The 21,723-nt window shown below is 60.9% G+C and carries 21 protein-coding genes and 1 other RNA gene; 18 read left to right on the plus strand and 4 right to left on the minus strand.

The window, feature by feature from the left end:
- Positions 1-171 precede the first annotated feature (171 nt).
- The 4 genes from yajC to ACFQND_RS05000 all read left to right on the plus strand — a co-directional run bounded on the left by yajC (position 172) and on the right by ACFQND_RS05000 (position 6,009).
- A complete protein-coding gene (yajC, locus tag ACFQND_RS04985) occupies positions 172-516 on the plus strand; it encodes a preprotein translocase subunit YajC (RefSeq protein ID WP_371437775.1) in 345 nt (114 codons plus the stop codon).
- 135 nt (positions 517-651) lie between these two features.
- Positions 652-2,550: a protein translocase subunit SecD gene (gene secD, locus ACFQND_RS04990; protein ID WP_371437774.1), complete on the plus strand. Its 1,899-nt coding sequence runs from the start codon at positions 652-654 to the stop codon at positions 2,548-2,550.
- 28 nt (positions 2,551-2,578) lie between these two features.
- The gene (gene secF / locus ACFQND_RS04995) at positions 2,579-3,532 is read left to right on the plus strand and encodes a protein translocase subunit SecF (protein ID WP_371437773.1); all 954 of its coding nucleotides are present in this window, start codon (positions 2,579-2,581) and stop codon (positions 3,530-3,532) included.
- A 26-nt stretch (positions 3,533-3,558) separates the two neighbouring features.
- Entirely contained in the window at positions 3,559-6,009 is a 2,451-nt protein-coding gene (locus tag ACFQND_RS05000; RefSeq protein ID WP_371437772.1) for a DUF1631 family protein, read from the plus strand.
- Between the two features lie 58 nt (positions 6,010-6,067).
- On the opposite strand, the gene ACFQND_RS05005 is transcribed toward ACFQND_RS05000, so the two are convergent.
- The gene (locus ACFQND_RS05005; RefSeq protein WP_371437771.1) at positions 6,068-6,583 is read right to left on the minus strand and encodes a DUF494 domain-containing protein; all 516 of its coding nucleotides are present in this window, start codon (positions 6,581-6,583) and stop codon (positions 6,068-6,070) included.
- Positions 6,584-6,684: 101 nt separating this feature from the next.
- Here ACFQND_RS05005 and ACFQND_RS05010 point away from each other — a divergent pair, with 101 nt between their 5' ends.
- The 5 genes from ACFQND_RS05010 to ACFQND_RS05030 all read left to right on the plus strand — a co-directional run bounded on the left by ACFQND_RS05010 (position 6,685) and on the right by ACFQND_RS05030 (position 10,487).
- Positions 6,685-7,050: a GtrA family protein gene (locus ACFQND_RS05010; protein ID WP_371437770.1), complete on the plus strand. Its 366-nt coding sequence runs from the start codon at positions 6,685-6,687 to the stop codon at positions 7,048-7,050.
- Positions 7,050-8,063, plus strand: a complete 1,014-nt coding sequence (locus ACFQND_RS05015) for a glycosyltransferase family 2 protein (RefSeq protein ID WP_371437769.1) — start codon at positions 7,050-7,052, stop codon at positions 8,061-8,063. The genes ACFQND_RS05010 and ACFQND_RS05015 overlap by 1 nt, the downstream gene beginning before the upstream one ends.
- Positions 8,060-9,520 (plus strand): ArnT family glycosyltransferase, encoded by a 1,461-nt coding sequence (locus ACFQND_RS05020; protein WP_371437768.1) that lies wholly within the window; start codon positions 8,060-8,062, stop codon positions 9,518-9,520. The genes ACFQND_RS05015 and ACFQND_RS05020 overlap by 4 nt, the downstream gene beginning before the upstream one ends.
- Before the next feature lie 124 nt (positions 9,521-9,644).
- A complete protein-coding gene (locus ACFQND_RS05025; protein ID WP_371437767.1) occupies positions 9,645-9,926 on the plus strand; it encodes a hypothetical protein in 282 nt (93 codons plus the stop codon).
- Positions 9,927-10,031: 105 nt separating this feature from the next.
- Positions 10,032-10,487: a DoxX family protein gene (locus ACFQND_RS05030; RefSeq protein WP_371437766.1), complete on the plus strand. Its 456-nt coding sequence runs from the start codon at positions 10,032-10,034 to the stop codon at positions 10,485-10,487.
- Positions 10,488-10,532: 45 nt separating this feature from the next.
- Here ACFQND_RS05030 and ACFQND_RS05035 read toward each other — a convergent pair whose 3' ends face one another.
- Entirely contained in the window at positions 10,533-11,624 is a 1,092-nt protein-coding gene (locus ACFQND_RS05035; protein ID WP_371437765.1) for a helix-turn-helix transcriptional regulator, read from the minus strand.
- 70 nt (positions 11,625-11,694) lie between these two features.
- On the minus strand, positions 11,695-12,801 hold the full coding sequence (locus ACFQND_RS05040) for a helix-turn-helix transcriptional regulator (protein ID WP_371437764.1): 1,107 nt from the start codon (positions 12,799-12,801) through the stop codon (positions 11,695-11,697).
- Positions 12,802-13,168: 367 nt separating this feature from the next.
- Between ACFQND_RS05040 and ACFQND_RS05045 the strand changes: the two genes are divergently transcribed.
- Complete coding sequence (locus tag ACFQND_RS05045) at positions 13,169-14,122, plus strand: hypothetical protein (RefSeq protein ID WP_371437763.1); 954 nt, start codon at positions 13,169-13,171, stop codon at positions 14,120-14,122.
- 22 nt (positions 14,123-14,144) lie between these two features.
- Positions 14,145-14,729 (plus strand): hypothetical protein, encoded by a 585-nt coding sequence (locus tag ACFQND_RS05050; protein WP_371437762.1) that lies wholly within the window; start codon positions 14,145-14,147, stop codon positions 14,727-14,729.
- A gap of 104 nt (positions 14,730-14,833) precedes the next feature.
- Here the strand turns inward: ACFQND_RS05050 and ffs are convergent.
- Positions 14,834-14,930, minus strand: an RNA gene (gene ffs / locus ACFQND_RS05055) — signal recognition particle sRNA small type.
- Positions 14,931-15,055: 125 nt separating this feature from the next.
- On the opposite strand from ffs, the gene dnaX reads away from it, so the two are divergent.
- The 7 genes from dnaX to ACFQND_RS05090 all read left to right on the plus strand — a co-directional run bounded on the left by dnaX (position 15,056) and on the right by ACFQND_RS05090 (position 21,671).
- Positions 15,056-16,990: a DNA polymerase III subunit gamma/tau gene (gene dnaX, locus ACFQND_RS05060; protein ID WP_371437761.1), complete on the plus strand. Its 1,935-nt coding sequence runs from the start codon at positions 15,056-15,058 to the stop codon at positions 16,988-16,990.
- A gap of 64 nt (positions 16,991-17,054) precedes the next feature.
- The gene (locus tag ACFQND_RS05065; protein ID WP_371437760.1) at positions 17,055-17,387 is read left to right on the plus strand and encodes a YbaB/EbfC family nucleoid-associated protein; all 333 of its coding nucleotides are present in this window, start codon (positions 17,055-17,057) and stop codon (positions 17,385-17,387) included.
- A gap of 36 nt (positions 17,388-17,423) precedes the next feature.
- A complete protein-coding gene (recR, locus tag ACFQND_RS05070) occupies positions 17,424-18,050 on the plus strand; it encodes a recombination mediator RecR (protein ID WP_371437759.1) in 627 nt (208 codons plus the stop codon).
- A gap of 133 nt (positions 18,051-18,183) precedes the next feature.
- The gene (locus tag ACFQND_RS05075; RefSeq protein ID WP_371437758.1) at positions 18,184-18,597 is read left to right on the plus strand and encodes an MAPEG family protein; all 414 of its coding nucleotides are present in this window, start codon (positions 18,184-18,186) and stop codon (positions 18,595-18,597) included.
- A gap of 185 nt (positions 18,598-18,782) precedes the next feature.
- Positions 18,783-19,832: an ABC transporter substrate-binding protein gene (locus ACFQND_RS05080; protein WP_371437757.1), complete on the plus strand. Its 1,050-nt coding sequence runs from the start codon at positions 18,783-18,785 to the stop codon at positions 19,830-19,832.
- 89 nt (positions 19,833-19,921) lie between these two features.
- Positions 19,922-20,734, plus strand: a complete 813-nt coding sequence (locus tag ACFQND_RS05085) for an ABC transporter ATP-binding protein (RefSeq protein WP_371437756.1) — start codon at positions 19,922-19,924, stop codon at positions 20,732-20,734.
- Positions 20,735-20,831: 97 nt separating this feature from the next.
- On the plus strand, positions 20,832-21,671 hold the full coding sequence (locus ACFQND_RS05090) for an ABC transporter permease (protein WP_371437938.1): 840 nt from the start codon (positions 20,832-20,834) through the stop codon (positions 21,669-21,671).
- Positions 21,672-21,723: the final 52 nt, after the last annotated feature.

Raw genomic sequence — 21,723 nt, forward strand, 5'->3', positions numbered from 1 at the left:
AAGCTGCCCTGATGTCCCGTCGATGCACTGCTCCGGATTAACCCCTGCAAAGCGTACGGCCTGTCTTTTCGGCACTCCCTGCCCGCATACAATCACGGGCTATGTTCTTTGGTTACAGAAGAGCAATGTCATTTTTGACCCGAAGTTAACAAAATTTTTGTGGAGTTTGCCGTGTTCATTTCTTCTGCTTTTGCCCAAACCGCTCCCGCTGCTGCCGCAGGTGGCAGCGACATGATGTCGTCGCTCACCGGCATGCTGCCGCTGGTGCTGATGTTTGTGGTGCTGTATTTCGTCATGATCCGCCCGCAGATGAAAAAACAAAAAGAGCACCGCGCCATGATTGACGCGCTCGCCAAGGGCGACGAAGTGGCAACCGCAGGCGGCCTGCTCGGCAAGGTCACCAAGATGAGCGATGCTTACCTGACGCTGGAAATTGCGTCCGGCGTTGAAGTGCAGCTGCAGCGCAGCGCGATTGTCCAGGTGTTGCCCAAGGGCGCCATCAGCAGCTCCAAATAAGCGGTACTGCCAGATCACCGGTCCAGATGCGTCCAGCCATCGGGGCCGGTCCATCCGGCTTGCCGTCCTGAAGGCCGTATCGTATTGACGCCTTTTAGTCTTGCCGCCCATTAGTTCACCAGGAACAGCATTCCCATGAATCGTTATCCGGTCTGGAAGTACGTCATCATCGCGGTCGCGCTGCTGATCGCCATCGTGTACACCTTGCCCAACTTTTTCGGCGAAGCGCCGGCGGTGCAGGTGTCCAGCGGCAAGTCAATCGTCAAGATAGACAGCACCACCGTCACCCGCGTGGAGCAGGCGCTCAAGGACGCCGGCATTGCAGCGGATGCAGTGGCCTTTGACGGCAACTCCGTCAAGGCACGTTTTGACGACACGGATACCCAGCTCAAGGCCAGGGATGCGATACAGAAGGCGCTGATCCCGGATCCTTCCGACCCTTCCTACATCGTTGCGCTCAACCTGCTGTCGCGCTCACCTGCCTGGCTGACCTCGCTGCATGCTGCGCCCATGTACCTCGGCCTTGACCTGCGCGGTGGCGTGCATTTCATGCTGCAGGTGGACATGCAGGCGGCGCTGACCAAAAAGGCCGAGTCGCTGGCAGGCGATTTGCGCCTGTCGCTGCGCGAAAAGAACATCCGCCACGCCGGCATCAACCGCAACGGGCAGAGCATTGAAGTCAGGTTTCGCGATACCCAGACCCTGACGGCCACAAAAAACCTGATCCAGGACCAGTTCCCCGACCTGCAAACCACGGATGCACCGGACGGCGTCGAGTACAAGATGGTGGCGACCATCAAGCCCGAAGCGGCGCGCCGCATCCAGGACCAGGCCCTCAAGCAGAACATGGTCACCCTGCACAACCGGATCAATGAGCTGGGCGTGGCCGAGCCGGTGATCCAGCAACAGGGCCTTGACCGCATCGTGGTGCAACTGCCGGGTGTGCAGGACACCGCCAAGGCCAAGGACATCCTGGGCCGCACGGCAACGCTCGAAATGCGCCTGGTTGACGAGAGCAGCGAAGGCCGCGCGGCAGAGAACAACACGGGCCCCGTGCCTTTTGGTTCGGAACGCTTCCTGGAACGCGATGGCCGTCCTGTGATCGTCAAAAAGCAGGTGATCATCACCGGCGAAAACCTGACCGATGCACAGCCTGGCTTTGACTCCCAGAACCAGCAACCCAAGGTGGACCTGACGGTGGACGCCAAAGGCGGCCGCATCATGCGCGATACCAGCCGTGAAAACCTCAAGAAACGCATGGCCATCCTGCTGTTTGAAAAGGGCAAGGGCGAAGTCCTGACGGCACCCGTCATCCAGGGCGAACTCGGCAACCGTTTCCAGATCTCGGGCACCATGAGCGTTTCCGAGGCGAACGACCTCGCATTGTTGCTGCGTGCGGGCTCACTGGCCGCGCCCATGGAAATCATCGAGGAGCGCACCATAGGCCCAACCCTTGGCGCTGACAATATTTCCAAGGGCTTCCACAGTGTGGCCTGGGGTTTTGTCGTGATCGTGGCCTTCATGGGCGCGTACTACATGCTGTTCGGCCTGTTTTCGGGCATCGCACTGGCCGTGAATCTTTTGCTGCTGGTGGCGGTGCTGTCCATGCTGCAAGCCACCTTGACCCTGCCAGGCATGGCCGCCATGGCCCTGGCACTCGGTATGGCGATTGACTCCAACGTGCTGATCAACGAACGCATACGCGAGGAACTTCGCAGCGGCGCATCGCCGCAGGCGGCGATCCATGCGGGTTACGAACGCGCCTGGGCAACCATCCTGGACTCGAACATCAGTACGCTGATTGCGGGCCTGGCATTGCTGGCCTTCGGCTCGGGGCCGGTGCGCGGTTTTGCCGTGGTGCACTGCATAGGCATCCTGACCAGCATGTTCTCCGCAGTGTTCCTCTCGCGTGGCCTTGTCAACTTCTGGTACGGCCGCCAGAAAAAGCTCAAGTCCGTGTCGATTGGTACGGTCTGGCGTCCGGCACCCGCGAATGGCCTGCCCGAACCGAAAAAATCCGCCTCGGCGAAATGAGACCACAGGAAAGAGCAGGTAAGTAGCCATGGAATTTTTCAAGATCCACAAAGACATCCCGTTCATGCGGCATGCGCTGATTTTTAACGTGATCTCGTTTGTCACGTTTGCGCTGGCGGTGTTTTTCCTGTTTTCGCGGGGCCTGCACCTGTCGGTGGAGTTCACCGGCGGCACGGTCATGGAGGTCAACTACTCCAAGCCGACCGAGGTTGAAAAGATCCGCACCCTGGTGACCGGCTTGGGCTTTGCCGACGTACAGGTGCAGAACTTCGGCACTTCGAGGGACGTCATGATCCGCCTGCCTGCACAAAAGGGCGTGAGCACGGCGCAGCAAAGCGAAAAGGTCATGGGCGCCCTGAAAGCCGCCGACAGCGAAGTGACCCTGAGGCGTACGGAGTTCGTGGGACCGCAGGTCGGGGAGGAGCTGGCCCACGATGGCCTGAAAGCCCTGGGCATGGTGGTGCTGGGCATCATGATCTATCTGGCTTTTCGCTTCGAGTGGAAGTATGCTGTCGCTGCCATCATTGCCAATTTGCATGACGTGATCATCATTCTGGGCTTTTTTGCGTTCTTCCAGTGGGAGTTCTCGCTGTCGGTGCTGGCCGCCGTTCTGGCTGTGCTGGGCTATTCCGTCAATGAATCCGTGGTGATTTTCGACCGTATACGCGAAAACTTCCGGCGTTACCGCAAGATGCAGACGACCGAGATCATCGATCACGCCATCACCTCCACGATCAGCCGGACCATCATCACCCACGGCTCCACCCAGATCATGGTGCTGTCCATGCTGCTGTTCGGCGGCCCGACCCTGTTTTACTTTGCATTGGCGCTGACCATCGGTATCCTGTTTGGTATCTACTCATCCGTGTTCGTGGCGGCTGCTATTGCAATGTGGCTTGGCATCAAGCGGGAAGACCTGGTCAAGGTCAGCGTCAAGAAGGATGAAGATCCAAACGACCCGAATGCCGGTGCCACGGTGTAAGCTGAGCGTTTATTACCCAACTGCCTGTGGCTGCCAATAACAATAAGAATAGTCTTTTAGCCTCGCAGGCACGCGAGCTTTTCACGGAGCATGCCTGCCGGGTCTTGCCCCTGTTGTCCAGGGCACTTGGCGAAAGGCTGCTGGTGCTGGTGGACCAGCCCGGAAGCGCGCCTGAAATGCAGGAGCGCCGGGATGGCTGGCTTGCCTTTCAGGCCGGCGGCACTGCCTGGGTCAATGGCACAGCCAAAGCCTGGAGAAAGGCGCAGGTACAGCCTGCGGTGTCGGCTGCGGCCCGTTCACTGATCGACAGCGGCAAGTTCGAACTGATGGGCGACGAGGTCATGGAGGACAAGATTCTCTCCTCGCGCCTGGCCTTGCGCCTGCTGGACTTTGCAAGCTGGGAGCTCAATGACCTGCGCTTGCGGATTCAAAGCCTTGAAGGTATTGCGGAGTTGCGCAAGGGCGACATCCTGCGTCCCGAGGTGCTGGCCGAAAAGCTGGTGGAACAGTGGACCTCGGCAAACCTCTCACGTGAATTGTGGGTGCTGGTGCAGGACACCATCCAGGGGCGCATGGCTGAGCACCTGCTGGAGGCTTATCACGCGGCCAACGAGTTCCTTGTCCGGCAGGGTGTGATGGCCGAGATCGATTTGCGTCCCCTGGTCAAGCGTACGCCTTCCGCTGTTGTGGCGGGGCAGCCGGGTAGTGCGGCAAGAGCGGCCGATGGCGGAGTTGCCGATACAGGCACAGGGGCCGGGACTGGCAGTGCGACAGGCCCGGGCGGCCACGGTGGTTCGGCCAGGGGCCCGGGCAGTGACCTGGGGACTTTTGGGGGGGGGCGCGCCAGCGAGAGGGCTCGCGCCAGTGGTTTTGGCCGTTCTTCTCATGGGGGACAGGCCGTGAGAGCCGGGGCGGAGTCGTCCATGGGCCATTCCTCGCCGCACGATGAAACCCGCATGCAGACCGCAACCACGCCGCTGGCCAGAGCCCGCATGCGGGCCCAGGGTGTGATGGGTAGCCTGAAACGCCTGCTCACGAACCAGGTCGCCGGGTTTGATGACACGCGGGCCTCGCAGGAATCTCCGCAGCTCGCGCAGGCTTTTGCCGGCATGGCGGCGGCCGAGAGCAGCAATGAACGCACCGTGCTTGCCGGTGTGGGGCCTGACCAGGTTTATGGCCAGGTGCACGTGGAGCAGGCTGCTACCGCCTTGCGCCAGCGAACCAGCAACCTCAAGAAGGCGGCTGCCACGTCGGCCGAAAAAGCGACGATCGAAATCGTTGCCCTGATGTTCCAGAGCATCCTGGCCGAAGACCGCATCCCACCCGCAATACGTGTCTGGTTTGCCCGCCTGCAAATGCCGGTGTTGCGCGTTGCCATTTCCGAGCCTGAGTTTTTCGGCTCGCTGCAGCACCCGGCACGCCGGCTGATTGACCGCATGGGCTCCTGCGTGCTGGGCTTTGATGCGGAGGTATCCGGCGGCGCGATGGAGGCGGAAATCCGGCGTGTTGTCCAGGTGATAGAGCAATACCCTGAAACCGGCCGCCGCGTGTTCCAGCTGGTGTATGACGAATTCCAGAAATTCCTTTCGAAATTCCTGTCCGAGAACGGCAGTGCTGCCCGCGTGGTGAGCGTTGCCCAGCAGGTTGAGCAAAAAGAGACGATGGCCATCCAGTACACCATCGAGATGCGCAACATGCTCAACGACATGCCGGTGCGTGAGGAAATCCGCGAATTTCTTTTCAAGGTATGGGCCGAGGTGCTGGCGATTGCGGCGATGCGGAACGGCCCGCAGCACGAGGAAACCATCACGCTCAAACGCGCTGCTGCGGACCTGGTGTGGGCAGCGAGTGCAAAACCAAACCGCGTGGACCGGGCCAAGGTGATTGCGGACCTGCCTAAGCTGCTGCAGCTTTTGCGCCTGGGCATGTCCATGCTGGGCACGGGCACCAGGGAGCAGGATGTGCATATCAAGGTGATCAGCGACACGCTGGCGGATGCCTTCATGTCCAAAACCGATGCCATTTCCGCAGAGCACATCGAAGCCATGGCCAAACGCCTTGCCAACCTGGAGGACTACCTGTCCGATGAGGATGTGGGCGATCTTCCGCTGGATACTGAAAACCTGGTGATGATGATAGGCATTGATGCCTCCGACCTCGAGGTCATTACCGACGGCGGCAGCCAGCCCACCGAAGCCATGCGGGCCTGGGCCCAGGAGCTGCAACTGGGGGCATGGTTCACGCTGGACCACAACGGGCGTACCAGCCATGTGCAGTTTGCCTGGTGCAGTGATCGCAAGCAATTGCACCTGTTTGCATCAGCCGACGGCCGTAACTTCCTGATTCAGGCGCGCCGGCTGGCGGCCTACCTGCAGGCCGGTTTGCTGGTACCCACAGAAGAAGAGGCTCTGACAGTGCGTGCAACCCGCGACGCGCTGACCAAGCTGGATGCGAACCCCGAGCGCCTGCTGGGTTAGCCTGCTTGAAGTGGTGCACTTCGGCAGGCGAAGCGAAAAGTGCCGGAGCTCTATTGATTCAATGCGCCAGACGCTGCGCGGTGTCGTCGCAAAGTTCGTCAAGCACCAGTGCATCGGGCTCCTGGCCAAAACTCCAGTAGACCATCAGGACGATGATTTTGAGATCATCCAGCGTGACTGGATCACCCGGCGCAGCCATGGCACGGTCTATAACGATTTCGCGCATATGGGGCGGCAGCACCCCGGACGACTCCAGGAAGCTCACAAAACCCAGGGTCTCGGCACCCAGGTGCTCCTGCTCGGTAACGGAATAAACCCGCAGGCTGCCAAGGGATTGAGCCTGGACGTCCTGGCTCGTTGCGAGGCTGTGGGACAGGCCTTGCGGTTCGGCTGGCGGCAGGCAGATCTGCGTGCCTTGTGCGGCGAGGTTCAGGCCGTCCAGCCAGACCAGTGCGGCCTGGATTTCCTCGGCTTCAAAACCAACCGCTGTCAGCTTGCGGCCCAGTTGCTGAAGTTCGGGGCAAGCGTCACCTTGCCAGTAATTTTCATAGACGTACACCAGTACTTCAAACATGCTTTCAATATAACGCAGATAAGGGCGCAGGTGTCGGCGGTGTTGCCTAATCCTCACCACCGCTTTGATAAAATCGGCAGCGAACAAACCTTCGGAGCGCAATGATATTTTTCTGGTACACACTGGCCGGTGGCATTGCTACTGCCGTGCACTATGCCGTGCTGCTCATTCTGGTAGAAGTGTTTGCCTTTGCTCCCGCGCCGTCGGCAGCCATCGGTGCCTTGTGCGGCGCCGCCGTTTCCTATATCGTCAACCGGCTCATCACCTTTCCCGGCACCACCGTGCGCCACCAGCTGGCGATTCCAAGATTCCTTGCTGTCGCCATCGCTGGTGCGCTGATCAACGGCGGCCTTGTGTGGGCCGGTGTTCATTTGCTGGCATGGCATTACCTTGCCGCCCAGGCCGTGGCAACGATTGTTGTGCTTGGCCTGACCTACCGTCTTAACCGCTCCTGGACCTTCGCCTGATGAACCCAACCATTGAAGCGCCTGGCTTCGCAAGCCCCGCCTCGCCCTGTGCGCTCAGCGTCATCGTGCCGGCCTACAACGAAGAGGTCGTGCTGCCCATCTTTCACAGTCGCCTGGTCGCAGCACTGGCCGGTGTCGAGGGAGGCTGGGAAGTCATCTATGTCAACGACGGCAGCAAGGACGGCACGCTGCGCGTCCTCAAGGAACTGCAACAGGCCGATCCGGGCATAGGCGTTGCCGCACTGAGCCGCAATTTCGGCAAGGAAGCGGCCATGAGCGCGGGTCTGAAGCTCGCACGCGGCAGCGCCGTGATCCTGATCGATGCCGACCTGCAGGATCCGCCCGAGCTGATTCCTGAAATGGTCCAGGTCTGGCGGCAGGGCGCCGATGTGGTGAACATGCGCAGGCGCAGCCGCCAGGGCGAGACCTGGTTCAAGAAGGCATCGGCGCACGGGTTTTACCGCTTCATCAACTGGTTGTCGGAAGTCCCCATTCCCGAGGACGTGGGCGACTTCCGCTTGCTCAGCCGCCGTGCCGTGGACGCGCTGAACCAGCTGCCAGAGCGCAACCGCTTCATGAAAGGCCTGTTCGCCTGGATTGGCTACAAACAGGTCACCATTGAGTATGACCGGCATGCGCGCGCGGCCGGGGAGACCAAGTGGCCTTACTTCAAGCTATTTAATTTTGCCATTGAAGGCATTACCGGGTTCTCTGTAGTGCCGCTCAGGCTGGCAAGTTATGCCGGATTCCTGACGGCGTTTTTTGCCTTCATTTACGCCCTGGTGCTGCTGGTCAAGATCCTGACGGTAGGCGAGTCCGTCAAAGGGTTCCCCACGCTGATCCTGACCATCCTGATCCTGGGCGGCCTGCAGTTGATGGCCATGGGCATCATTGGTGAGTACCTCGGGCGCCTGTTCATGGAAAGCAAGCGCCGGCCGTTGTACCTGCTCGATGAATATCAGCCAGCGTCTTTGAGCCTGTCTGCAGCATCGCCGGTGCGCACCCAGTCATGAGCATCAAAAACGAAGCCGGTACCGGCAAGCTGCTCTGCTGGACCCTAGCCATCGTGGCACTGCTGCGCTTGCTTACCATGGGCCTGTATCCGCTGACGGACACGACGGAAGCACGTTATTCAGAAGTCGCCCGCAAGATGGTGGAGCTGAACGACTGGATCACGCCCTGGTACGACTACGGCGTGCCGTTCTGGGCCAAGCCACCTTTGTCCACCTGGTTGACGGCGGCCAGCCTCAAAATTTTTGGCATCAATGAATTTGCGGCACGCCTGCCGTATTTCCTGTTGGCCGTGCTTATCGCCTGGCTGGTCTGGGACTGGGTGGGGCGCAGGTCGAAGCGCGAAGCGTTGCTGACCGTCGCCTTGCTCAGCGGCACCATGCTGTATTTCATCGCCTCCGCAGCCGTCATGACCGATATGGCGCTGGTGCTGGGTACCACACTGGCCATGCGCGGCTTCTGGGCCCCGTTTGAAGGCGCAGGTTCGCAACGTCCGAAGGAACAGTGGCTGCTGTTTGTGGGCCTGGGCATAGGCCTGCTGGCCAAGGGGCCAATTGCCGTCGTGCTGGCGGGCATACCCATCGCGCTGTGGGCGCTGTTTACCGGCAACATCATCACTTCATGGAAGAGGCTTCCGTGGATCAGGGGCAGCATGCTGATGCTGGCCATCGCCGTGCCCTGGTACTGGATGGCCGAAATCCGTACACCTGGTTTCTGGGAATACTTTTTCATCGGCGAGCACTGGCACCGCTTCACGGTCACCGGCTGGGCCGGGGACAAATACGGCACGGCACACGCCACGGCACGCGGTGCCATCTGGCTGCTGGCGCTGGGCGCCTGCCTGCCATGGACCGTGCTGCTGCCATTTCTGACGATAGGGCGCAAGGCCAATCCCGGCGCGGCGGCATCAGCCGTGCCGGCAGGACCTGCGCGGCGCCAGTGGCATATTTACCTGCTGGCCTGGGCGATTGCACCGTGCCTGTTTTTCACCATGTCCGGCAATATTTTGTGGACCTACGTTCTGCCGGCCCTGCCTGCGCTGGCCATGCTCGCCGCGGGCTGGCTGGCGGGTGATGCCAGGACCCGCCGGGTTGACGGCGTTGTCTCCGCCGGTGTGGTGGTCATGGCATTGCTGGTGGGCGGCTTTTTCCTCAAGGAGCAAGCCGCGGACAGCTGGAAGACTGCCAAAACTGCCGTTACCGAATACCAGGCGCGCAACACCGACAAGCGGCCGCTGCTGTTCATGGGCGACCTGCCTTATTCAGCTTCTTTCTACAGCCATGGCAAGGCCAGGGCCGTTCCGGGAAATGCTGAACTGGCGACACGCATGGCCCAGGGCCCGCTGTTTGTGGCGCTTAACCCGGACCAGGTGCAGGTATTGCCGCCGGAACTGAAAGCCGGTTTGCGCCTCGAAGCCACATCGGGTGCCTACAAGCTTTATTCGTCGCTTCCGAAATAGCCTCAAACGCCTCGGGCAGGGCATTTTGAGTGCCTTTTATGCCCCTGGCCGCCTGTTCATGCGCGCGACCAGCTATTGATTTTATAGCGCCAGTTTTATCCCGCAACACCACAAAGAGGTCGCCATGATCGTCCGTTTCCACATAGACCCAGCCCCTCAAGGCCAGTACGACTACCGTGTCACCTACGAAGGCGAAGACCTTTACGCCGACGCGGGACTGAGCAGCATTGAAGACTGCATAGTCGCCGCAACCGAAGGCCTGGGCCGTGATGCATTGGCTGCAGAGATCGCCTACAAGGGCGTGATCAGCGGCACCTATGCGCTGGCGTCACTGGCACTGGTGTCTGCACAGATTGCGCAGCATGCGCTACAGACGACAGAGGCGATTGAAGAGGCCTTGAAGTAGCACGACCCCAGGCATCGGTTTGCGCCGCTGCGATCTGCAGCAGGTTTTCTTTCCCGTCCATCACCCTTCAAACAGGGGGTTTTTGAGTCCCGTGGCGTCCCTAACATGGCTAATTTTTTGGACGCCTTGATGACGCATATCACCACCTCTGAACAACAAAACCCGATTCAACGCCTGTTGCGCGCGCGATGGATGTACCACGCAGGCGCAATCGTGCTGACTTCCATGTTCTGGGGCAGCGGCATTGGCAAGGCGCTGGACTTTGCCGGGACCATGGGTGAGATGGCGCATTTTGGCCTCTACCCGCCGGCGCTGTTCACGCTGCTGACCATCCTGGTGCAACTGGGCGGCTCGCTGCTGCTGATCATCGGCAAGCACTTCGCCTGGCTGGGCGCCGGGGCATTGGCTGTCTTTACGCTGGCCACCATTCCCGTGGCGCTGCGTTTCTGGGAAATGCAGGGCCCGGCAGCCTTCATGACGAAGATGACGGTGTTCGAACACGTCACCGTTGTGGGCGCGCTGGCCGTGGCAGCCATTGCGGCCGAACTGCGGCGCGACTGATGCCGTGCCCGAGCGCGCGGATTGAAATGAATGCCCGGCACCGGCTCAGTGCAACAGCATGTCCTGCAAGGCTTCGCGGCTGGGCGTGATGCCCAGGCGTTCATAAATCACATCCACGTACTCGGCCGCCGTGTGGCGGCTGATGTTCAGCGTCGCAGCGATGTCCGCCAGGCTCTGGCCTTCGCCAAACAGCAGCGCGACCTCTTGTTGCCTGGGTGCAAGCCAGGCCTTGTGAATGCTCTGCCACAGCTTGAGTCGGCGCGGAATGTAGTGAAAAATGCGCACTCCGACCGACGCACCGCCCGAGCCTTCGAGCCACGAAGCCCGGAACACAAAACGTCCCCAGCCGTTGCGCTGCTCCAGCGTTGGCGGTGGGCTGGCGTGGCCCTGAAAAGTGCTGACCAGTCGTTGGTGCAGCCTTTTAAGTGCTGGCGTGATTCCCTGCGAATCCAGGTGGATCAACGAAGGGGTGTCCGTTCGTTCATGGCTGGCCATCCACAGCAGCCGGCGTGCGGCCTCGTCCTGGTACCGCAGGCTGCCATGGGTGTCAAGGATGGCCATGCCTTCCGTGTCGCGGATTTCATGGCCGGATGCTGCGCCAGGCGAAACCGAGAAGGAGTGGCGCAGGTAGGGCTCCAGCTGCAACAGTTTCTGGTGGTCACCGTGGCTGAACGGTTTGTCCGACGGGTGGCGCAGCAGCGACATGAGGCCGCGCGGCTGGTTGTTGGCATCGCGCAGCACAAGGTAGAGCACGTAGCGCCCGTCAAACGGCTGCATCACTTCGCCATACATGTCTGACTTGAGGTAGGTCTGAACCTCTCCCTCGCAGCCAAACGTGCCCGATCTATGGTGCCGCATGACTGCCGGAAAGGCCACGCCCAGGCCGGGGTGGTCCATTTGCGAGGTGTGGGTGACGAACTGGCGGATGGTGCCCATCTGCCCGAAACCGTCGCCGCAGTAATTCGAGGGCTGAAGGGTCTTCGGGTCGGCCCAGTAAAAGTGGGAGTTGTGCACCGGCAGCCAGTCCTGCAGCGCCTCCAGAAACTTTGGCATGAAGAGTTCTTCGGGCAGGTTCAGGCAGCAGAGCTGGCGAAGACTCGCCAGCGTGCGTGCTGGTGATTTGACCTGACGCTTCATGGAGCCGGATTCTATCCCTGCAGGCTGGCCGGGGCGCGGCCATCCCTGCATGGCTGCGGGCTGCGCAGCATCAGCCAGCCGCTTGCTGGAGCAGCGCTTCCTGCAGCGCCTTGCGGGTGTGCGGAATGTCGAGGCGGTTGTAGATCACATCGATGTACTCGGCCGCCGTATGCCGGCTGATATTGAGTTCGCCTGCAATTTCCGTCGTTGTGCGCTCCTCACTGTAAAGCAGTGCGACTTGCTGCTGGCGCGGCGCCAGGTCCATCCGGTGCAGGCCTTGCCAGGTTTTCAGGATGCGCGGAATGTAATGGGTGATGCGAACCCCGGCGACCTGTTCGTGCTGGCCATGCAGCCACGAACACCTGAAGACAAAGCGGCCCCACCGGTTGCGGCATTCAAATGACGGCGGAGGGGATTCCCGGTCCTGAAAGATGCTGACCAGCCGCTGGTGCAAGCGCCGGATCTGCGGTGTCAGGCCGTGCGCATCCAGGTGGATCAGCGCCTTGCCATTGATCTGTTCGTGGCTGGCCATCCACAGCAGGCGGCGCGCCTGCCGGTCCTGCAGGCTGACTTCGCCATTGCTGTTCAGGATCAGCATGCCTTCGCCGTCCTGGTTGTCCGCGTCCATGTCGCGATGGCTGTTGACCGAGAACGCAAACCGCAGGTAGGGCTCCAGCTGCAGCAGCTTCAGGCGATCAGCATCGGTGAAGGCCTTGCCACCCCTGGAGCGCAACAGCACAAACAGACCCTGCGGTTCGTCATTCTGGTTGCGTGCCACGAGGTAGAGCATGTAGCGTCCATCCAGCGGGTGCAGGACTTCATCGTAAAAGTCCGAACCAAGGTAAATCTTCGCGTTGTCCGCATCGCAGCCAAACAGGCCGGAGGTGAGTGTCCTCATCACCTGCGGAAAAGCCGGAAAAAGGCCGGGCGCATCAATCAGTGCGTTGTGCGTCAGGTAACGGTTCAGCGCGTGCATTTCTGAAAATGCGTCCCCGCTGTAGTTGACCGGGTGCAGTGTTTTACCGTCGGCCCAGACAAAGTGGCAGGTATCGGCGGGGACCCAGTCGCGCAGCACTTCTAGGAATTTGACGATAAAAAACTCCTGGGACAGGCCCATGCTGCAAAGCTGGCGAATGCTGGCCAGTGTGCGTGAGCTGGAACGGGTAGTGCCTTTCATCAAACCAGTTTAGGAAAGCGCCAATCCGGAAAACCCCCTCGGATGAGGGGGACACGGCCATGGCGGGTGGCTGTACCTTCTTCCTGAGAGCATGCAAACGCTTGTGCAGTGCAATACGGCTCAAGACCGGCGCAGCGGCTTGCGAGTGTGCACACCCGGAAGGTGTTGCAAGCAGCAACCCCCTTGCGTCTGGGGGATTTTGCACGGTTCTGTTTACCTAAACTTTTTGCTAGTGCGGCACTGATGCCGCGGCAGGATTTTGGGAGTTTTATGCAAAAACCTGCGCTGACCGCTCACGCTTGTACTCCCGACGATGTCGTCAGCTTGCGTATCGGGTTTTGATTCAATAACAGCCAGGGAGTGAGACATGTCCTCTGTGATTCGTTTTCCGCTTTTATGTGTACTGCTGGCGCTGGCTTTTCCGGCCAGCAGCAACGATTTGCTCAATGGCGTTTTACAGCAGGCGATAGGCCAGGCTATCACCCAGGGCGTTCAAAAACCGGGCGGCGTTGAACAGCTTTTCAAATCTGTCACCGGGCAATCCGCAACAGGCGATGAGGCCGGGCGCGCACCCGGCGGCGCGACGGGCAAGTTCGAGAACGGTGCAGCCTTTCATGCAGACTACATCGTCCAGGCCTGGAAAACCCCGGCCTCGGCAGGCACCTTGCCGGGAGAGTCAGGCACTGCCAAAGGGCGCATCAACCCCAAAACGGGCTATGGCGGCAAGTTGTCTGAACCCGGTGCGGCCGCGATGCGGGCCAAACTCGACAAGATGTATGGCCTGTTGCTCAAACAGCCGCCGCTGATGAATGTGCAGGGCGTCAGCCTGATGCAGGGTGGGAGTTTTGGAGGCAAGCGTGGTGCGGCCACGAAGACGGCCGTGATGGCCAGCCTGATGGTGTACGCATTCCCCATCAACCTGGAGAACAAGGCAACCGTGCGTGATGCCGACGGCAGTTTTTATACGCCGGGTGAGGGCGACAACCTCAACATTGTCGTGAACGACCCGCACGACCTGGCCAACCCGGTGGTGTTGGGGACTTATAACGGCCTGACCGTCCTGCGGCGCGGCGGTGGCTACCGTCTGGTGGTGCTCAACACTGACAGGCCCTTGCTGGTCAATGGTGAGCTCAACAAGGACCTGATAGACCCGTCACGCCCGGCCTCGGACATCCAGTTCATGGTGATTTACATGGGCGCCGCATCGCCGACCTGGTCGAGCATTGGCAAAGGCACACTGCATCCGGCCAGCGGCCCGGGCCGCATGCTGGGTGTGATGTTCAATACCGACTGGCCAGGTTTGCTCAAGCAAGTGAATTAACGAAATGAAGGAGAGGGCCACGATGCGTATCCTGGCTTGCTGTCTGGTGGCCGCGGCCACCACGGCTGGAAGTCCAGCCTTTGCCCAGGCGCAGGCAACGGGCGCCATGGCCCCGGACGACGGTGCGACCATCCCGCCCAATCCCGGCATGGGCGCGTATGGTGGCCAGCCAGCCGGGGTCAAAAAAATGTCGGATGCTGCGCTGGACTGCCAGCAGATTTACGCAGAAACCGAAACGCTGCAGAAATCCCTGGCTGAACAGCAAGCGGGGGCGGCAGCCGCCCAGCAGGCAGCGGATGATGCGCGCAACGGCATGATGAGCCAGGCCATGAGCGGCGGTGGCGGCATGCAGCGCGGCGCATCCATGGCATCAGGCCTTTTGGGCATGATCCCGGGTGTCGGCATGGTGGCCGGCCTGGTTGGTGGCGCGGGGGCGCAAGCGTCGATGCGGGCCCGCATGGCGGATATGCAGGACAGCACCAACAAGATGATGCAGGCTCAGCAAAAAGCCATTGACATCCAGCAAGCCATGGCCTGGTCACAGGCCCGGCACGAGCACCTGGTGGATTTGTTTCTAAAAAAGAACTGCACCTTGCCGCAGAAATAGGCGCTGCAGTCTGCTCGCCGCGGCAATTCAGGTGAACGGCCAGCCGGTTTTACGGAGCGTGAAAGCAGAAAATCGCATGTTTTATGCGGTTTTCCTGTTTGTAAGGTGACGAGCCTTGACCCCGGCACTGACTCCACAGTTAGGGCTGCTTGGTTCCCCACCTGACCCGGTTGGCCGCTTTACCATGCGGGAAGGCCCGTCACCCTCGATTGTAAATGACTTGGCAGGTGCCCGGGTATCCAAAGGCTTTTAATCAAAGCGGGTTTTGCTTGCCCTGATGGGCTATCAGGGGCAGGAAGGCTGTCCGGCCACTTTAGAATGGCTGGATGTCCTATCTCGTTCTTGCCCGTAAGTACCGTCCCAAAAATTTCGCTGAGATGGTGGGGCAGTCGCATGTGGTGCAGGCGCTGGGCAATGCGCTCACGACGCAGCGTTTGCATCACGCCTACCTTTTTACAGGTACGCGGGGTGTGGGCAAGACCACCATCTCGCGTATTCTTGCCAAGTCGCTCAACTGCCTTGGCACAGACGGGCAGGGCGGTATCACCGCCACGCCGTGTGGTGTGTGCCAGGCGTGTACCGACATCGACAGCGGCCGTTTTGTGGACTACACCGAGCTGGATGCCGCGTCCAACCGCGGTGTGGACGAAATCGCCCAGTTGCTGGAGCAGGCGGTTTACAAACCTGTTGTGGGCCGCTTCAAGGTCTTCATGATCGATGAGGTCCACATGCTCACGAACACGGCGTTCAACGCCATGCTCAAGACGCTGGAAGAACCGCCCGAATACCTCAAGTTTGTACTGGCCACGACGGACCCGCAAAAAGTGCCTGCCACTGTGCTGTCGCGCTGCCTGCAGTTCAACCTGCGGCCCATGGCGCCGGAAACGGTGCTGGAGCATCTGGGCAATGTCCTGGCCATTGAAAACGTGCCTGCCGAGCCGCAGGCCTTGCGTTTGCTGGCGCGTGCGGCGCGCGGCTCCATGCGCGATGCCTTGTCGTTGACTGATCAGGCGATCGCCTTCGGTTCGGGCGAGCTGCTGGAAGCCAGTGTGCGCCTGATGCTGGGCAGCGTGGACCGCTCCTATGTTTTTCGCCTGCTCGATGCGCTGGCGCGTGGCGACGGCAAGACCGTGGTCGAGACCTCAGAAGCCCTGCGCCTGCACGGCTTGAGCGCCGCGTCAACGCTTGAAGAGATGACCACCGTGCTGCAACGCATGGCGGTGCTGCAGGCCGTGCCCGAGATGATGAGCAGGGCGGCTGAAAGCGCCAGCGATGATGATGCCGACCCCGAAGCCACTGAAACGGCGCGGCTGGCGCAAACCATGCCTGCCGACGAAACCCAGTTGCTTTACAGCCTGTGCCTGCATGGCCGGGGCGAGCTGGGCCTTGCGCCCGACGAGTACGCCGCCCTGACGATGGTGTTGCTGCGCTTGCTGGCCTTCAAGCCTTCGGAGGCACGTGCATCGGCTGCCCCGGCTCCTGACTTGAGGAGCGCCGCCGAGCCTGGAAAAAAGTCGCAGCCTGAGCCAGCCAGGGTAGTGCCCCAGGCGCCGCCAGCGGCAATTTTTAAGCCAAATCAGGCCCAGGCCCCCGTCCGGCAAGCGCAACCAGCTATTGATTCTGTAGCAAGCGCACGGCCTCAAACTGCGTCCGAGACAAGCTCTGACCTGCCTCCTCCCTGGGTTGAGGACAGTTCACCTCGTGCATCCACGCAGCCGCCTGTGGCCGCGCCTGTTCCTGCTCCTCCCGCCGTTGCGGCTCCGGTGGCCCAACCCGCGCCGCTCCAGTCTTTGCCATCGACGCCGGCGGAGTTTGTAAAAACACCGCTGGGTGACACCTGGAGCCAGCATGTGGGGGAACTGGTCAGCCGGGAGGTCATAGGCGCCCTGGCGCGCGAACTGGCGCTGCAGTCGGAGCTGCGCTCCCAGGAGGACGGCGCCTGGACCTTGCGCGTCGAACGCCAGTCGCTGGTCCAGGCCGCTGCCTGCGAAAAACTGCAAGTGGCGGTGCAGAACCTGGTCAACGCAGAGCCCGCCATCAGGCTTGTGGTTGAAGTCGGCCCGGTCACCGACACGCCGGCGCGCCGCAACACGGCGGCCCAGCAGGAGCGTCAGCGCCAGGCGGAAGAAATCATCCACAACGACCCGTTTGTGCAGGACATGATGCGCAACTGGGGCGCCAAGGTCGTGCCCGGCAGCATCAAGCCCACGCTGCATGCCAATGCCAACACCGGCGCGGCGGCGGGTGCCAAGTCGATATGATCGGGGCCGGTTTCTGCCTCTGGCCCCGTCATCTTTTCAAGCTTCATTTTTAAAGGAAAAAACCATGTTCAACAAAGGACAACTCGCTGGCCTCATGAAGCAGGCGCAAGCCATGCAGGACAACCTGAAAAAGGCCCAGGATGAACTGGCTTTCATTGAGGTCACGGCCGAATCCGGCGCCGGCCTTGTCAAGGTCACCATGACCTGCAAACATGACGTCAAGCGCGTCGAGATCGATCCCAGCCTGCTGACTGACGACAAGGACATGCTGGAAGACCTGGTCGCCGCAGCGTTTAATGCCGCCGTGCGCAAGGCCGAGGATCTGAGCCAGGAAAAAATGGGCAAGCTCACGCAAGGCATGCCCGGTCTGCCAGGTGGCATGAAACTGCCTTTTTGAGCACCGCGCTGATTTCCAGTCTGTCGATAGCCCTGCATGGCTGACTCCAACGCCCTCGAAGGCCTGACGCAGGCGCTGCGCAAGCTGCCCGGCGTAGGCGCCAAGTCGGCTGCGCGCATGGCCTTTCACCTGTTGCAGCACGACAGGCCTGCCGCCCTGCAAATCGCCCGGGCGCTGGAGCATGCCGTGAGCAGCATCCAGCACTGCTCGCTGTGCAACACGCTCACCGAGATGGATGTGTGCAGCACCTGCGCCAATCCGCAGCGTGACCGCAGCAAGCTGTGTGTGGTTGAAACCCCGGCGGACCAGGCCGCGCTTGAGCGTACGCTGGCCTACAAAGGCCTGTACTTTGTGCTCATGGGCAAGCTCAGCCCGCTGGACGGCATAGGCCCGAACGACATAGGCCTGCAAAAACTGTTTGACCGCGTGGTGCCCAAGGACGGCAGCGGCAGGCCATTGCCGCCGGAGTCGCGGGAGGTGCAGGAGGTGATTCTGGCGACCAACTTCACGGCCGAAGGCGAGGCCACGGCGCATGTGATTGCCCAGGCACTGAAGAGCCGCGGTGCGCAGGTCACGCGCCTGGCCCGCGGCGTGCCCGTAGGGAGCGAACTCGAATACGTGGACCTGGGCACCATCGCGCATGCGCTGGTGGACAGGCGCTAGGTCTTGACGCCGCCCGGACGCAGCAGTCCGTTTTGAGGCTGGGGCCGTTGCCGGGTTATCCTGCCATTACTATAATTTTGATAGCTGCCTGCGCAATGTTTGCGGAGGCCAAGGACTCAAAAGGCTTTTGAAAATGACATTTGCACGTTTCACTTTTGCTTACTGGTGTGTTCTGGTTGCGGCGCTCCTGCCCATCATTTGCGCCGGCATTGCCAAGTACGGCATGTTCAGCACACCCAAACGCGCGGGTGGTTACGACAACAACAATCCGCGTGCCTGGCTGGCCCGCCAGACCGACTGGCGCGCCCGCGCCAATGCCGCGCAGGCCAATACCTTTGAGGCACTGCCTTTCTTTTTTGCGGCCGTGATCATCGCGCACCTGTTGCAGGCGCGGCAGGCCCCGCTGGACATGCTCGCTTTCCTGTTTGTGCTGCTGCGCATGGGCTACATCATGATGTACGTTGCGGACATGGCAAAAACCAGGAGCAGCATCTGGGCGGCGGCATTGTTTGTCAATATTGCGATCCTTTTTCTGGGCTATCGCTGAGTAGGTAATTCTCCGGGCTGACCAGCAACTGACCGGGCGTAGCGCTGTGATCGGGTCTCGCCGTAACCATTCGTAAGCACAGGTATTTTTTTGGGTACTAACCCGCACGGGATGACCCCGATGCGGGTTTTTTTTCGGCTTGCTAATCTTGGGCATAACCGAAAAAAACAGAGAGGCCCATCAACATGATCAACGAATTCAAAATCTCCCGCCGAAGTTTTGCCGCCGGCAGCGCCCTGGCTGCTGCCACACTGGCCCTGCCGGCCCTGAGGGCGCAAGGCAAACTCGAAAAAACAAAAATTGCCCTGTCCGTCGGTGGCAAGGCCGCGTTTTATTACCTGCCCCTCACGATTTCCGAACAGCTCGGCTATTTCAAGGCCGAAGGCCTGGACGTCGAGATCAGCGACTTTGCCGGCGGCGCGCGCGCGCTGCAGGCCGTGGTGGGCGGTTCTGCCGACGTGTGTTCGGGCGCCTTTGAGCACACCATCAACCTGCAGGCCAAAAACCAGATGTACCGGGCCTTTGTGCTGCAGGGCAGGGCGCCCCAGATCGCGTTTGGTATCTCGACCAAGACCATGCCCAACTACAAGTCGATTGCCGACCTCAGGGGCAAGAAGATCGGCGTGTCGGCGCCTGGCTCATCGACCAACATGATGGCCAACCTGGTGTTGTCGCGCGGCGGGCTGAAGGCCAGCGATGTGAGCTTTATCGGCGTGGGCACCGCAGCAGGCGCATTGACGGCGCTGCGCTCGGGCCAGATCGATGCGATGAGCAATACCGACCCGGTCATGACCATGCTGGAGCAAAAGGGCGAGGTGAAAATCATCAGCGACACCCGTACGCTGAAGGGCACCCAGGAGGTGTTTGGCGGCACCATGCCGGCGGCCTGCCTGTATGCCTCCCAGGAGTTCATCCTGAAAAATCCCAATACCTGCCAGGCACTGGCCAATGCCATCGTGCACGGGCTCAAGTGGCTGCAGACGGCGGGCCCTGGCGACATCATCAAGACGGTGCCCGAAAGTTACCTGCTTGGCGACCGGGCGCTGTACCTTGCGTCGTTCAACAAGGTGCGTGAATCCATCTCGCTGGACGGCATCATTCCGGACGACGGCGCGCGCACGGCACTCAAGGCACTGGCCAGTTTTGACCCGACCATCAAGGCCGACAAGATTGACATCAGCAAGACCTACACCAACGAGTTTGCCCGCCGCGCCAAAGAACGCTTTCAAGCTTGAACAGCGTGGAGGCTACCGGCCACAACGCAGGGCCTTCCCGAGGAGGGGCGACTCCCTCGGGAGGCGGTGAGTCACACGAAGTGGGGAACGTGGGGGCCATATACGCGCTTGAGTTGCAGGACATCACCTGTACCTTTCGTTCCGGTGAAGACCGTAACCAGGGTTACACGGCCGTGGGCAACACCACCTTGCGCATACAGGCAGGGGAGTTTGTCTCTGTGGTCGGACCCACTGGTTGCGGCAAGTCAACGCTGCTGAACATCGGTGCGGGCCTGCTGGCGCCATCGCTGGGCAGCGTGAAGGTGTTCGGGCAGCCGCTGGAGGGCATCAACACCCGGGCCGGTTATATGTTCCAGTCGGAGGCGCTGATGCCGTGGCGCAGCGCGATCGACAACGTGATGGTCGGCCTGCAGTACCGCGGTGTTCCCGATGCCGAGGCGCGCCGCCAGGCACAGGCATGGCTGGAGCGCGTGGGGCTGGGCGGTTTTGGTGACCGCTACCCGCACGAGCTGTCAGGCGGAATGCGCAAGCGCACGGCCCTGGCCCAGGTGCTGGCGCTGGACCCCGACATCATCCTGATGGACGAGCCTTTCAGCGCGCTCGACATACAGACGCGCCAGCTTATGGAAAACGAGGTTCTGGAGCTTTGGGCCGCCAAAAAGAAGGCCGTGCTGTTCATCACGCATGACCTTGACGAAGCCATTGCCATGAGCGATCGCGTGGTGGTGCTGTCGGCCGGGCCGGCTACCCACCCGATAGGCGAGTTCGTGATTGACCTGCCGCGCCCGCGCGATGTGGCAGAGGTGCGCCACCAGCCACGTTTTGTGGAGTTGCATACGCAGATATGGAGTGTTCTGCGCGATGAAGTGCTTAAGGGCTACGCGCAGCAGTTAAAACTATGAGCCCCCATGTTCACTCACTTCGTGTAGTTCTCTGCCTCCCGAGAGGGTTATGCTTGATTGGGGCGGCCTTGCGCTGCGCACGGAAGGCGGCATGAGCATGTGGCGCTACCTCAAGCCGTCTGAAAGCAATCTGCGTCTCTGGCAGCTTGGCCTGTTGCTGCTCATTCTTGTGGGCTGGCACCTGGCTTCGCGCAACCAGCAATTCGCTTTTTTCCTTGGCGAGCCCATCCTGGTCGCGGGCCGGGTGTGGAGCTGGTTCATGCCTTTCGGTTTTGGGCCGAGTGCTCTTTTTCCGGACGGCTTGCCGGGTAATGCCGATATCTACCTGCACCTGGGCACGACCCTGCTTGAAACCGTGCTGGCCTTCGGCATTGGTACGGTGCTTGGTCTTGCATGTGGTTTGTGGCTGGCGCTGGCGCCCACGGCCAGCGCAATTCTTGATCCCTACATCAAGGCCGCCAATTCCATGCCGCGCGTGATCCTGGCGCCGATTTTTTCGCTTTGGCTTGGCCTGGGTATCTGGAGCAAGGTGGCGCTGGCGGTCACGCTGGTGTTTTTTATCGTGTTCTTCAACGTCTACCAGGGGGTGAAGGAGGTCAGCCCGGTGGTGCTGGCCAATGCCCGCATGCTGGGCGCCAGCCAGCGGCAATTGTTGCGCACGGTGTATTTGCCCAGCGCGACGAGCTGGGTTTTTTCCAGCCTGCACACGTCGGTGGGCCTGGCTTTTGTGGGGGCGGTGGTCGGCGAGTACCTGGGGTCCGCGCGCGGGGTGGGGTACCTGATCCTGCAGGCCGAAGGCACGTTTGACGTGAATACTGTGTTTGCCGGCATCGTGGTACTGACGGCGTTTGCGCTGGTGCTCGACGGCATTGTCGGGAAAATCGAGAAGCGGCTCATGAAGTGGCAGCCGCGCACAGGCGAAACCGAAAAGCTCTAGGGGTTTTCCGCCGGGGGCTTTACCTCGGCTTAACACCAGGTTCACGTATCAT

Source organism: Polaromonas aquatica (genome assembly GCF_042659145.1).
Taxonomy (GTDB): Bacteria; Pseudomonadota; Gammaproteobacteria; order Burkholderiales; family Burkholderiaceae_C; genus Polaromonas; species Polaromonas aquatica.

Excerpts from the sequence above, each read along its gene's own strand:
- ACFQND_RS05010 (WP_371437770.1), top strand. The coding sequence starts at position 6,685 with ATGATATTTTTCTGGTACACACTGGCCGGTGGCATTGCTACTGCCGTG.
- ACFQND_RS05040 (WP_371437764.1), bottom strand. The coding sequence starts at position 12,801 with ATGAAAGGCACTACCCGTTCCAGCTCACGCACACTGGCCAGCATTCGC.
- ACFQND_RS05075 (WP_371437758.1), top strand. The coding sequence starts at position 18,184 with ATGACATTTGCACGTTTCACTTTTGCTTACTGGTGTGTTCTGGTTGCG.
- ACFQND_RS05035 (WP_371437765.1), bottom strand. The coding sequence starts at position 11,624 with ATGAAGCGTCAGGTCAAATCACCAGCACGCACGCTGGCGAGTCTTCGC.
- ACFQND_RS05065 (WP_371437760.1), top strand. The coding sequence starts at position 17,055 with ATGTTCAACAAAGGACAACTCGCTGGCCTCATGAAGCAGGCGCAAGCC.
- ACFQND_RS05080 (WP_371437757.1), top strand. The coding sequence starts at position 18,783 with ATGATCAACGAATTCAAAATCTCCCGCCGAAGTTTTGCCGCCGGCAGC.
- ACFQND_RS05005 (WP_371437771.1), bottom strand. The coding sequence starts at position 6,583 with ATGTTTGAAGTACTGGTGTACGTCTATGAAAATTACTGGCAAGGTGAC.
- ACFQND_RS05030 (WP_371437766.1), top strand. The coding sequence starts at position 10,032 with ATGGCTAATTTTTTGGACGCCTTGATGACGCATATCACCACCTCTGAA.
- ACFQND_RS05090 (WP_371437938.1), top strand. The coding sequence starts at position 20,832 with ATGTGGCGCTACCTCAAGCCGTCTGAAAGCAATCTGCGTCTCTGGCAG.
- secF (WP_371437773.1), top strand. The coding sequence starts at position 2,579 with ATGGAATTTTTCAAGATCCACAAAGACATCCCGTTCATGCGGCATGCG.
- ACFQND_RS05020 (WP_371437768.1), top strand. The coding sequence starts at position 8,060 with ATGAGCATCAAAAACGAAGCCGGTACCGGCAAGCTGCTCTGCTGGACC.
- ACFQND_RS05050 (WP_371437762.1), top strand. The coding sequence starts at position 14,145 with ATGCGTATCCTGGCTTGCTGTCTGGTGGCCGCGGCCACCACGGCTGGA.
- dnaX (WP_371437761.1), top strand. The coding sequence starts at position 15,056 with ATGTCCTATCTCGTTCTTGCCCGTAAGTACCGTCCCAAAAATTTCGCT.
- ACFQND_RS05045 (WP_371437763.1), top strand. The coding sequence starts at position 13,169 with ATGTCCTCTGTGATTCGTTTTCCGCTTTTATGTGTACTGCTGGCGCTG.
- ACFQND_RS05025 (WP_371437767.1), top strand. The coding sequence starts at position 9,645 with ATGATCGTCCGTTTCCACATAGACCCAGCCCCTCAAGGCCAGTACGAC.
- ACFQND_RS05015 (WP_371437769.1), top strand. The coding sequence starts at position 7,050 with ATGAACCCAACCATTGAAGCGCCTGGCTTCGCAAGCCCCGCCTCGCCC.
- secD (WP_371437774.1), top strand. The coding sequence starts at position 652 with ATGAATCGTTATCCGGTCTGGAAGTACGTCATCATCGCGGTCGCGCTG.
- recR (WP_371437759.1), top strand. The coding sequence starts at position 17,424 with ATGGCTGACTCCAACGCCCTCGAAGGCCTGACGCAGGCGCTGCGCAAG.